The sequence below is a fragment of the Pedobacter sp. genome, from assembly GCF_035566355.1.
Lineage (GTDB): Bacteria > Bacteroidota > Bacteroidia > Sphingobacteriales > Sphingobacteriaceae > Pedobacter.
In genome coordinates this window covers 1-11671 of record NZ_DATMRL010000469.1, presented here as the reverse complement: position 1 = coordinate 11671, position 11671 = coordinate 1, and the positions used below count along the sequence as shown (strand labels likewise).

14 protein-coding genes are annotated in these 11671 nt (G+C 41.7%); 12 read left to right on the top strand and 2 right to left on the bottom strand.

Going from position 1 to position 11671, the window contains the following annotated elements; all coding sequences use genetic code 11:
• The first annotated feature begins 144 nt into the window (after nt 1-144).
• The 3 genes from VNZ46_RS18325 (at nt 145) to VNZ46_RS18315 (ending at nt 2196) form a co-directional block, all read left to right on the top strand.
• Entirely contained in the window at nt 145-255 is a 111-nt protein-coding gene (locus VNZ46_RS18325; RefSeq protein ID WP_108555555.1) for a phenylalanyl-tRNA synthetase subunit alpha, read from the top strand.
• Between the two features lie 112 nt (nt 256-367).
• Nucleotides 368-1783, top strand: a complete 1416-nt coding sequence (gene rlmD, locus VNZ46_RS18320; protein ID WP_325561473.1) for a 23S rRNA (uracil(1939)-C(5))-methyltransferase RlmD — start codon at nt 368-370, stop codon at nt 1781-1783.
• A 5-nt stretch (nt 1784-1788) separates the two neighbouring features.
• Nucleotides 1789-2196, top strand: a complete 408-nt coding sequence (locus tag VNZ46_RS18315; RefSeq protein ID WP_133782481.1) for a hypothetical protein — start codon at nt 1789-1791, stop codon at nt 2194-2196.
• Nucleotides 2197-2253: 57 nt separating this feature from the next.
• On the opposite strand, the gene VNZ46_RS18310 is transcribed toward VNZ46_RS18315, so the two are convergent.
• Entirely contained in the window at nt 2254-2967 is a 714-nt protein-coding gene (locus tag VNZ46_RS18310) for a head GIN domain-containing protein (RefSeq protein ID WP_325561472.1), read from the bottom strand.
• 125 nt (nt 2968-3092) lie between these two features.
• Between VNZ46_RS18310 and VNZ46_RS18305 the strand changes: the two genes are divergently transcribed.
• The 4 genes from VNZ46_RS18305 to hemH all read left to right on the top strand — a co-directional run bounded on the left by VNZ46_RS18305 (nt 3093) and on the right by hemH (nt 6245).
• Nucleotides 3093-3602: a phosphoribosyltransferase family protein gene (locus VNZ46_RS18305; RefSeq protein ID WP_325561471.1), complete on the top strand. Its 510-nt coding sequence runs from the start codon at nt 3093-3095 to the stop codon at nt 3600-3602.
• Nucleotides 3603-3640: 38 nt separating this feature from the next.
• The gene (locus VNZ46_RS18300) at nt 3641-4267 is read left to right on the top strand and encodes a 1-acyl-sn-glycerol-3-phosphate acyltransferase (protein ID WP_325561470.1); all 627 of its coding nucleotides are present in this window, start codon (nt 3641-3643) and stop codon (nt 4265-4267) included.
• 44 nt (nt 4268-4311) lie between these two features.
• Nucleotides 4312-5160: a 4-hydroxy-3-methylbut-2-enyl diphosphate reductase gene (locus VNZ46_RS18295; RefSeq protein ID WP_325561469.1), complete on the top strand. Its 849-nt coding sequence runs from the start codon at nt 4312-4314 to the stop codon at nt 5158-5160.
• Nucleotides 5161-5231: 71 nt separating this feature from the next.
• Complete coding sequence (gene hemH / locus VNZ46_RS18290; protein WP_325561468.1) at nt 5232-6245, top strand: ferrochelatase; 1014 nt, start codon at nt 5232-5234, stop codon at nt 6243-6245.
• Here hemH and VNZ46_RS18285 read toward each other — a convergent pair.
• Entirely contained in the window at nt 6242-7459 is a 1218-nt protein-coding gene (locus VNZ46_RS18285) for a 3-deoxy-D-manno-octulosonic acid transferase (RefSeq protein WP_325561467.1), read from the bottom strand. The two genes, hemH and VNZ46_RS18285, sit on opposite strands and share 4 nt — an antisense overlap.
• A 145-nt stretch (nt 7460-7604) precedes the next feature.
• Here VNZ46_RS18285 and VNZ46_RS18280 point away from each other — a divergent pair, with 145 nt between their 5' ends.
• The 5 genes from VNZ46_RS18280 to VNZ46_RS18260 form a co-directional block, all read left to right on the top strand.
• On the top strand, nt 7605-8915 hold the full coding sequence (locus tag VNZ46_RS18280; RefSeq protein WP_325561466.1) for a UDP-glucose/GDP-mannose dehydrogenase family protein: 1311 nt from the start codon (nt 7605-7607) through the stop codon (nt 8913-8915).
• Nucleotides 8915-9904, top strand: a complete 990-nt coding sequence (locus VNZ46_RS18275) for a UDP-glucuronic acid decarboxylase family protein (RefSeq protein WP_325561465.1) — start codon at nt 8915-8917, stop codon at nt 9902-9904. The genes VNZ46_RS18280 and VNZ46_RS18275 overlap by 1 nt, the downstream gene beginning before the upstream one ends.
• A 15-nt stretch (nt 9905-9919) precedes the next feature.
• A complete protein-coding gene (gene galE / locus VNZ46_RS18270) occupies nt 9920-10942 on the top strand; it encodes a UDP-glucose 4-epimerase GalE (protein ID WP_325561464.1) in 1023 nt (340 codons plus the stop codon).
• A 2-nt stretch (nt 10943-10944) separates the two neighbouring features.
• Entirely contained in the window at nt 10945-11511 is a 567-nt protein-coding gene (locus VNZ46_RS18265) for a hypothetical protein (protein WP_325561463.1), read from the top strand.
• 2 nt (nt 11512-11513) lie between these two features.
• A partial coding sequence (locus tag VNZ46_RS18260; protein ID WP_325561474.1) for an NAD-dependent epimerase/dehydratase family protein occupies nt 11514-11671 on the top strand: 158 nt, incomplete at its 3' end.

Here is an 11671-nt window from a genome sequence, read left to right as displayed (position 1 = left end):
TTTCGCAGCAGGCCGCAAAGCGGCGCGCAGAAAGCGTAGTCTCCGAAGAGTACATTTATTTTTCACAACAAGCTTAACCCCCACAAAACTGATTTGGTTTTTGGTCTATAAACACTTACATTTGGTATATATCATTCATTTACAATGAGCAAAGAAGTTTTAGAAATTTCGATACTGGTAGATGAAAAGTTTGATGTAAGCTTTGACCTGGTGGAAGGTATTCTTGGAATAATCCTTAAAGTATTTGGCAAGTAAGAAGTGACATCCGGCTTTCTTCTCTTTGCAGGCATTTAAAATGCCTGGAGAAGACTTCTGCGCCAAAAAAAACCGTATATAATTCAAACGAAACCTGTAAATTTGCCGGATAATGAGTAGAAAGAGAAAATCAGGGACGGTTACTATCCTTCCTAATTTGCATATTATAGATATCGCTGAAGAAGGTAAAGGCGTAGGAAAAGCCGATGAGCTTGTCGTTTTTGTAGATAAAGCAGTGCCTGGTGACGTTGTTGATGTACGTCTGACCAAGAAAAAGAAGAACTTTGCAGAAGCTGTAATTGAAGAACTGCACACTGCCTCTGAGTTCAGGACAGACCCTTTCTGTCAGCACTTTGGAACCTGTGGTGGTTGTAAATGGCAGCACATGCAATATGATGCTCAGTTAAAGTTTAAACACAAAAATGTAGAAGCCGCTTTACAGCGTCTGGCGAAAGTGGATACGACTGCCATGGAACCCATCCTGGGATCAGCAGAGAATAAATACTACAGAAATAAACTGGAATATACTTTCTCGAACAAACGCTGGCTGGAAAAAGAAGACATGACAGACCGGGAAGATCTGGAACTGAATGCGCTTGGTTTTCACGTACCCGGACGTTTTGATAAGATCCTTGATGTTCAACATTGTTACCTGCAGGCCGAACCTTCCAATACACTGAGAAATGAAGTGAGGAGTTATGCCATTAAAAATGGCCTGACTTTTTATGACCTTCGCAACCATGAAGGGAATTTACGAAACCTGATCATCAGAACCTCCTCTACGGGAGAAGTGATGGTTGCCGTGATTTTTGCTTATGCAGAGCAGGATCAGATTGACGGGTTGATGGAATACCTGAAAGTCAATTTCAAAGAAATCACCTCCTTACTGTATATTGTTAATCAGAAGAAAAATGACACCATTTTTGATCAGGATGTAATGGTGTACGCTGGCCGGGACCATATCTTTGAAGAAATGGACGGTCTGAAATTTAAGATCGGAGTTAAATCTTTCTATCAGACCAATTCTGATCAGGCCCATGAACTGTATAAAATTACCAGGGAATTTGCCGGCTTTACCGGAAATGAACTGGTGTATGATTTATATACCGGGGCGGGAACCATTGCAAATTTTGTGGCCCGTCAGGTAAAACAGGTTGTTGGGGTAGAATACGTACCCACGGCCATTGAGGATGCGAAATTTAATTCTGCATTGAATGGTATAGACAATACCATTTTTTATGCTGGTGATATGAAAGACATCCTGACTGCCGAATTTGTAACCGAGCATGGTAAGCCCGATGTGGTGATCACAGATCCGCCCAGGGCAGGCATGCATACCGATGTGGTGGAGCGCCTGCTGGAGATGGAAGCAGAAAAGATTGTATATGTGAGCTGTAATGCTGCGACACAGGCCAGAGACCTTGCCTTACTGAAAGAGAAATATGCGGTTGTTCGAATCAAACCGGTAGATATGTTCCCGCATACTCAACATGTGGAAAATGTAGTTTTGTTAAAACTCCAAAAATAATTGAAATGGATGTAGAAGAGTTAATGCCGCAACAGCCGGCAGGTGACGGGAAAAGTGAAAAGAAACAAAGCCCGCTGGTGAGCCTGGAGAAAGACCTGGAATTTTATGCAGAATCCATTAAAGAAGTGGCTGTAGAAATTATGGTAGAAGGAATTTCAGCCCACCCGATCTTTATTGCCCATCAGCATAGTGTAAGTATAGGAGAACTGATCCTGAACAGGGAAGAGTTGAATACCAACTGGACCATTCAGGCCTCTACTCTGGAAGAATTTGTTCAAAAAGGAATTATCCAGCCAGACAGGAAAGAGCTGTTTTTGAAGAGCTATAAAAAGCCGGAAGATTATATGTGTGTATTTGTCATTGTACCGGAAGGCGCAAATTTCATTTACTATCCTTATAAAAAGAGGCATTAAAAAAATCCCTGCCAGGGAGGGGATTCCAGGGCAGGGATTACAAACTAAAAACTAAACTTAATTTACTTTCGTTACATCTCCGCTTTTAGAAGAGTTATTTCTTAGAGAGGCATCTCCTTTGTAATGGATATCACTGCCTCCGCTGGCACTTGCTTCCAAAGCACGTGTTACATATACGTTGGCATCTGATCCGCCACTGGAACTTACCTTTGCATTCTCTGCTTTAAATTCATAGGCTTTGATATCGCTTCCTCCGCTCGATTGAATTTCCATATTGGTTGCACTACCTTTAAGGGTGACGTCAGAACCACCGCTGGCCTGCAGCTGAAAATCCCTCGTGGTCAGATCTAATTTAAGATCAGATCCACCGGAAGCCCTTACATTCAGGCGGTCTGTTTTTATAGGGGCCGAACTAAAAACGTCACTACCGCCGCTTGCAGTAAGTGCAGTTAATGTTTTAAAGTTCACATAAGCCTTGATGCTTTGCCCTTTGAAAAATCTGCCCCATCCCGAATTGTCTTTATACCGGATGGTCAGGGTATTGCCATTTTTCTCAACGATCACATTTTTTAGCAAATCTTCGTGTGCCACAACTTTAACAGCTTCGGTTCCGTTCTGCGTCAGATAAAGGTCGATGCCACTGGCCACAGAGATCTCACTAAAATTATTTACAGAAAAATTCTTGCTCGGTTGTGCGTAAAGGGTCAAGGTGCTTAAGCAATAGACCAGCACCAGGACGAACATTGATTTAATAGGGTATAAGGTTCTCATGCGATTAGGTTTTACTTAATTTAGACGCACAAAGTATTCAAACGTTGCAAACTTTAGAAAATATTTTTTAAATATTTGATTATGATCGTTAAAATAGTTCTTTTTGTAGGACAAACAATGAACAAATGGCCGATTCTCAATTAGTAGTTCTGGATAAAATACAAATACAGCAAAAGATCAACCGGATCGCCTACCAGATCCTGGAAGACAATCTCAACGAAAAGGAGATTGTACTGGCTGGTATATGGGACAGAGGCTATAAGCTGGCTTTGAGGCTTAAGGAGGTGCTGTTGAAGATTTCCGATCTGAAAGTTCTTATCCTCAGGATTGATCTGGAAAAGAACAACAGTAAACTGGTGGCCAGTACGGATCTGGATGAAAGCAAGTGGAAAAATAAGGTAATCATATTGGTGGATGATGTGCTGAATAGTGGCAAAACCCTTGCCTACGGTTTGGGGGTGTTTTTAAATACGCCTCATAAAAAGATCCGTACGGTTGTATTGGTAGACAGAAGCCACAAGATTTTTCCGGTTGCTACTGATTTTGTGGGTTTACAAATGGCTACAGTACTTAAGGAGCACGTAGATGTGGTTCTGGATGTAGACGGACAGGAAGACTGTGTTTACCTGAGTTAAGCATTTGTTTTTCTGGCTGTTTTTTTGCACTTTAGAGGATGCACCAGCCGCGTAAGAATTCAATTGTTCAGCAGGTCTTTTCCTGGTATATCGATTATCTCTTTAAAAGGGATTTCTCTTCTTACAATTACACCACAGACCTTAATGTAAAAGAAGATGAAGCTATTCTTTTGCTCTCTAATCATTTCAGCTGGTGGGATGGTTTTGTGATGGTATATTTAAACAAGAGGGTGTTTAAGAAGCAATTTCATGTACTGGTAACAGGAGAGGATTATAAAAAGCAATGGTTCTTAAAGTATTTTGGTGGCTTTGCCCCGGAACAAAAAGGTAAAGATGTAGTGGAGACGTTACTTTATGCCGGACATTTGCTGGATGATCCTTTGAACCTGGTCCTGCTGTTTCCGCAAGGTAAACTGCATTCCGGGCATGTGGGCAGCATCACTTTTGAAAAAGGAATTATGCAAGTACTCAACGCTTCCAAAAAGAAATTTCAAGTGGTTTTTTCAGCAACGCTATGTGATTACTTCAATCAGCGTAAACCTCAGATGAGAACTTATCTTAAGGAATGGGAAGCCGAAGAGTATGTGAGTTTGCAATTGCTTAAAAGCGAATATAATAAGCATTATGACCATGCGCTGAAACAGCAGTCAAAAATTGCACTATAAAGGCTCCTGGTTTTTACGTATTTTTGCAGAAAGAAAGAGAAAATATGTCCTATAATTTAACGGTTACTATAGATAAAGATTCTGGATTCTGTTTCGGTGTGGTCTATGCTATTGAAATGGCAGAGGATATACTGGACCATGAAGATTATCTGTATTGCCTGGGAGATATTGTTCATAACGATGAAGAAGTCAAAAGGTTAACTGATAAGGGCCTGAGGATCATTGACCATGAACAACTCAAATCACTTAGAAATGAGAAAGTGTTGGTGCGTGCACATGGCGAGGCACCTTCCACCTATGAACTGGCCCTTAAAAATGAACTGATCCTGATCGATGCTTCCTGCCCGGTAGTTTTAAAATTACAGAACCGGATCAAGAACTCTCATGATGAGGGAGAGCCTATTCTTATTTTCGGAAAGCACGGCCACGCAGAGGTCATCGGTTTACAAGGACAAACGGACGGACAAGCTATTGTGTTTCAAGACCTGTCAGAGCTCGACAATGTGGAGCTGCCATCGTCATTTACCCTCTACAGCCAGACCACCAAAAGCACAGATAAATTTTACCATATCAAAGACCAGCTACTGAGCAGGGGCTACGAAGTAAAAGCCAATGATACCATTTGCAGGCAAGTATCCAACCGTTACGGTGACCTGGAAAAGTTTGTGGTTAATTTTGATAAGATCATCTTCGTTTCCGGAAAGAAATCGTCCAATGGTAAAGTATTGTATGATGTTTGCAAAAAATACAATGACAATGCTTACTTTATCTCAAATGTAGAGGAAATAGATTTCGCCTGGTTTAATCCGAATGACAAGGTGGGAATTTGTGGGGCAACCTCCACACCAATGTGGCTGATGGAGCAGGTCAAAGCATTTCTTCTTCATCATTAAAAAGTAATTATTAGTTTTCAGAAAACAGATTAAGCATTATAACGCCTTGATTCGTTATTTTTGGGCAATTTATGGGAAAAAAGGGTATATTATTAGTGAATTTAGGGACTCCGGATAGTCCGGAAGTTAAAGATGTTCGTAAATATCTTGATCAGTTTCTAATGGACGAACGGGTGATTGACATTCCTGCATTCAATAGAACACTTTTAGTTAAAGGGGTAATTGTTCCTTTCCGAAGCCCAAAAACATCCAAACTCTATAAAGAAATCTGGGACGAGAATGGATCTCCTTTGCTGTATTTCAGTAAGATCCAGGCAGCCCTGTTGCAGGACCAGCTTGGGCCAGATTATCAGGTTGAACTGGCTATGCGTTACCAAAACCCCTCCATAGCCACAGCACTTGAAAAAATGAAGACTAACCTGGTGGAAGACATCCGGGTTATCCCAATGTTTCCCCAATATGCTTCGGCCAGTACCGGATCTGTGATACAAAGTGTGATGGAAATCCTGGGTAAATGGCCTACAGTGCCCCCGGTATCCTTTGTCAGTTCCTTTCATAACAATGAACTTGTGCTGGAGGCTTTTGCTGAAAATGCGAAGAAATATCAACCGGAAACTTATGATCATGTCCTGTTCAGTTTTCACGGACTTCCAGAGCGGCAGCTGCTGAAATGTGACCATACCGGAAGCTATTGCCTGAAAAAGGAGAATTGCTGTGAGACATTGAACGATACCAATAAATACTGCTATTCTGCTCAAGGACATGATACCGCAAAGTTAATCGCTCAAAAACTAAATATAGCCAGAGAAAACTATACGGTTTGTTTTCAGTCCCGTTTAGGAAAAGAACCTTGGGTACAGCCTTACACTACTGATGTATTAAAGAAATTAGCCGCTGAAGGTAAGAAACGTCTGCTGGTCTTTAGTCCGGCTTTTGTTGCGGATTGCCTGGAAACTTTGTATGAGATTACAGTAGAATATCATGAAGAGTTTAAGGCACTGGGCGGAGAACATGTTCAGCTGGTAGAAAGCCTGAACGATCATCCTAAATTTATAAAGGCTCTGGTGGAACTGGCCAAAAACTAGTTCAGGTATTTGCTGATTTCTTTGAGTATACCTTCGGTAGCGCCTTTTTTCTCTTTAACGTAGTCTTTTGCAATTTGTCCCAAGGCTGGATGACTGGATAAATGTCTGAAGGCAGTTTCCAGTTCCTGTTCGTTATGGATGCTGATGGCCGCTTTTCTTGCGACCAGATCTTTTGCTTCCTGGAATTTCTCGTACCTGGGACCAAAGATAACCGGTAAACCAAAAGCGGCAGCTTCCAGTGTATTGTGTATGCCTGCTCCAAACCCACCGCCAATATAAGCGACAGTACCATACTGATACAGAGCGGATAAAAGACCAATATTGTCTATAATCAGTACCCGGCTGTCTGCCGATGAGTTCTGTAAGGCAGAATAGCGGACAGCTGAAGGAAATTGTTTTTCTATTTGCCGGATATGGTCAAGTCCAATCTCATGTGGGGCCAGGATGAATTTCCAGCTGGGGTGTTTCAAGCAAAGCTGAGCCAGCAGGTTTTCATCGGCAGGCCAGGTGCTGCCCGCCAGAAGGACAGGGCTACGGGAAATAAATTCCTCGATGAGGGGCAGGGATTTAACAGCCTCCGCATTTTCATAAACCCGGTCAAAACGGGTGTCTCCGCTCAATTCCACATTTTGTAAACCGATTTGCTGAAGCAGATGTACACTTTCTTGATTTTGGACAAAAAACCAGGTTACACAGTGTAGCATGTTGCGGTAGAAACCTCCATACCATTTAAAGAACATTTGATTGGGTCTGAAAATGCCGGATATCAGGAAAAGCGGGATGTTCTTTTCTTTTAATATTTTAAAATAATGGTGCCAGAATTCATATTTGGTGAAAATTGCAATCTCCGGGTTCACAATTTCTATAAATCTTCTGGCATTGGAGGCAGTGTCCAGTGGGAGATAAAAGATGCCGTCGGCCAGCGCATAATTTTTACGCACCTCATATCCTGAAGGGGAGAAGAAGGTAATGATGATCTTTTTATGTGGATAAAGTGCCTTGATCTTCTCCAGGACCGGACGTCCCTGTTCGAATTCGCCAAGAGAAGCAAAATGAAACCAGACATGTTTTTGTCCTTTTGGTATTTTTTCCTCCAAAACAGAAAATAGATGCCTTCTGCCTTGATTAAATAATTTGGCCTTAGAATTGTAAGGGGCAATTGATTTAACAACAAGGTTATAGAGAAAAATACCAAAATTATAAAGCCAAAGCATTTTGAATGTTTATTTGTTATCTTAGCCGAAGATACTTTTAAAAATTAAAACTAGAGTAATATATGAGAAACGAAGCTTCCGGAATACTGCTGTTAAGTACGTCTGATCTTGATTTCTCCACATATTTTAAACACCCCAGCATTATATGAAAATTGCCGTAATTGGAACAGGATATGTCGGTTTGGTAACCGGAACATGTCTTGCAGAAACAGGTAACAATGTTATTTGTGTTGACATTGATGAAGCTAAAGTGCAGAAGATGCAGCATGGCATTATTCCAATCTATGAACCCGGTCTGGATGTATTGTTTCATAGAAATATCGCACAGCAAAGGTTAACATTTACCACCGATCTGGCTATCGCTGTTCATGAAGCCCAGATCATATTTATGGCGCTTCCTACTCCTCCCGGAGGTGATGGGGCAGCTGATCTTTCCTATATTTTGGGTGCAGCAAAAGATATTTCAAAACTGGTGACCGAATATAAGGTTATCGTGAATAAATCTACTGTACCTGTAGGTACAGCAGATAAAGTGCAAGCCGTTTTTACAGCACATACAGATGTAGAGATCGATGTGGTTTCCAATCCCGAGTTTTTACGGGAGGGTGTAGCTGTAGAGGATTTCATGAAACCGGACCGTGTAGTGATCGGTACGGGCAGTGAAAAGGCGAAAAAACTCATGTCGGAACTGTATGCACCTTATGTGCGCCAGGGAAATCCGGTATTGTTTATGGATGAGCGTTCTTCTGAACTGACAAAATATGCTGCGAATTCTTTCCTGGCCACCAAGATTACCTTTATGAATGAGATTGCTAATCTCTGCGAGATTGTTGGCGCAGATGTAGATGCCGTACGTAAAGGAATCGGTTCTGATGACCGGATTGGCAAAAGATTTTTGTTTCCTGGTATTGGTTACGGAGGAAGCTGTTTCCCTAAAGATGTACAGGCCCTGGCCAAATCTGCAGATGAGCATGCTTATGATTTTCAGATTCTGAAAGCCGTTATGGATGTGAATGAGAGACAGAAAGTTGTCCTTGTGGATAAAGTGTTGAAATATTACAAAGGAGATCTGAAAGGAAAGCATTTTGCACTTTGGGGATTAGCCTTCAAACCGGAAACAGATGATATCCGTGAAGCACCAGCACTATACATCATTGATCATCTGGTAAAAAACGGAGCTACGGTGACCGCTTTCGATCCGGAGGGGATGAAAAATGTACAGGCTATCCTTGGCGATAAGATTAAATTTGCCAAAGATCAGTATGACGCGCTGAGCGGGGCAGATGCTTTACTGATTGCAACAGAATGGTCTGTTTTCAGAAACCCTGATTTTGAGAGAATGGAATCTTCCTTAACCAACAAAGTGATCTTTGATGGCAGGAATCTATACGACCTTCAGAAAATGATAGATCTGGGTTATTATTATAACAGTATTGGACGTAAGCTTGTAGACTAATGGAACGCAAAAGAGTTTTAATTACCGGTGCAGCCGGTTTTCTGGGATCACACCTTTGTGACCGGTTCATCAAGGAAGATTATCATGTCATCGGGATGGACAATCTGATTACCGGTGACCTTCAGAATATTGAACATCTTTTTAAACTGGAGAACTTTGAGTTTTACCATCATGATGTTTCCAAATTTGTTTATGTACCGGGTAAGCTGGATTATATCCTGCATTTTGCCTCTCCGGCCAGCCCGATAGATTATTTGAAGATCCCCATCCAGACGTTAAAAGTAGGATCGCTGGGGACACATAATTTACTGGGTTTAGCGAGAAGTAAGGGGGCCAGGATGATCATTGCTTCTACTTCAGAGGTTTATGGTGATCCAAGTGTGAATCCTCAGCCGGAGGAATATTGGGGTAATGTGAATCCTGTAGGCCCAAGAGGTGTATATGACGAAGCTAAAAGGTTCCAGGAAGCCATGACTATGGCCTACCATACCTTTCATGGTGTAGAAACTCGTATTGTAAGGATTTTCAATACGTATGGCCCCAGAATGCGTCTAAATGACGGGCGGGTATTGCCGGCTTTTATAGGTCAGGCTTTACGCGGGGAAGATTTAACCGTTTTCGGTGATGGCTCTCAAACCCGGTCATTCTGCTACGTAGACGATTTGATCGAAGGAATTTACCGTTTGCTGATGAGCGATTATGCCCTGCCGGTGAACATCGGTAACCCGGACGAGATCACCATTAAACAGTTTGGAGAAGAAATCATCAAATTGACAGGAACCAGCCAGAAGCTGGTCCTGAGGGATCTTCCGGTAGATGATCCTAAGCAACGCCGTCCGGATATCACCAAGGCCAGAGAGATTCTGGGCTGGGAACCTAAGGTAAATAGGGCAGAAGGGTTAAAGATTACTTACGAGTATTTTAAATCGCTGCCTACAGAGGCCTTGTTTAATAAAGACCATAAAGATTTTACAACCTATAACCGATAATAAGAAGTATAAAAAATGGCTAAAATTTTAGTAACCGGGGGAACCGGATTTATTGGATCACACACTGTTGTTGAATTGCATAATGCAGGCTACGGGGTGGTCATTGTAGACGATTTTTCTAATTCCAATCCAAAAATCTTAACACAACTGGAAAAGATCACAGGAAAGAAACCTGAGTTTTATGAACTGGACCTTTGTGATGAGGCAAAAGTGAATGACTTTGTAAAAAAACACACAGATATCAGTGGGGTTATTCATTTTGCAGCATTTAAAGCCGTGGGTGAATCGGTTCAGCAGCCTTTAAAATATTACAGAAATAATTTTTATTCCCTGATCAATCTGATCACGGCCTTCAACCAAAAGGTTAACCTGGTGTTTTCTTCTTCCTGTACCGTGTATGGGCAGCCTGATGTATTACCGGTAACTGAAGATGCGCCGGTGAAAAAGGCAGAATCTCCTTACGGAAATACCAAACAGATTGCAGAAGAGATCCTGCAGGAAACCTGTGCGGTAACTCCTTCATTAAAAGTAACCTCTCTGCGGTATTTTAACCCGGTAGGTGCACATCATACTGCATTGATTGGTGAATTGCCAATTGGGGTTCCTCAAAACCTGGTTCCGTTTATTACCCAGAGTGCTATTGGAAAACGTGGTCCGATTACGGTGTACGGAGATGATTACAGTACTCCGGACGGCAGTGCTATCCGTGATTATATCCATGTAGTTGATCTTGCCAAAGCTCACGTGGCTGCGATTCAAAGGCTGGAAAGTGAAAAAGCGAGTTCAAATTATGAAGTGTTTAACCTGGGAACAGGTAAGGGTTCTTCTGTTCTGGAGATCATCCACGCTTTTGAAAAGTCTACAGGCGAAAAACTGAACTATACTATTGGTGCCAGAAGAGAAGGAGATATTGAACAGGTATGGGGAAATGTAGAGAAATCAGCAAGAGATTTAGGATGGAAAGCTGAGCTGGACATTGATGAAATGATGCGGTCGGCGTGGAACTGGGAGAAATATTTAAAGGATAACCCTTTTTAAGAATGTTGTTAAAGGAGCATAAAGTGCTGAAAACAGCTATTGTTGAGCTTCCTGAAAAGGAAAAGGACAAGCTTTTGCTCCGTTTAATTGCGAAGGATAAAGTTTTAACGGAGCATTTGCATTTTAAATTGCTGGAAGATGAATCGGATCTGGAACAGAGGTCGGAGCAGCTGAAGGCGGAGATTGATGAGGCGGGAACTGTATTTGCACACGATCCGAAGCTTTCCTCCAAAGATGTTCTGACTACCTTTAGGAAACTGAACGGGAGGATTAACCACCATTTTAAGGTGACTAAGGATATCAGTTCTGAGGTAGAACTCCGGATTTACCTGTTGAATTGTATACCTGTATTGTGTAAGGAGTCGGTATTCTCTTCCTTATATAAATTTCAGGAGAAACTGATTACCTATTTTGTAAGGACAACTTTATCTGCGGTTAACAAATACACTAAACTGCATGAAGATTTGCAGTTTGACCTGAAAGATGGTCTTAATAACGTACTCAATAAAATATACACCGGCAAAATGGCTGCTGCTGCGCAGGAGTTGAAATTGCCAAAAGAATTTTAAAAATGAAGAAGATTTTAATTACCGGCGGGGCAGGTTTCATAGGCTCTCATGTGGTGAGAAGATTTGTGACCAATTATCCGGATTATGAGATTGTCAACCTGGACAAACTGACCTATGCAGGAAATCTGGCCAACTTGCGTGATATAGAAGAAAGTTCAAA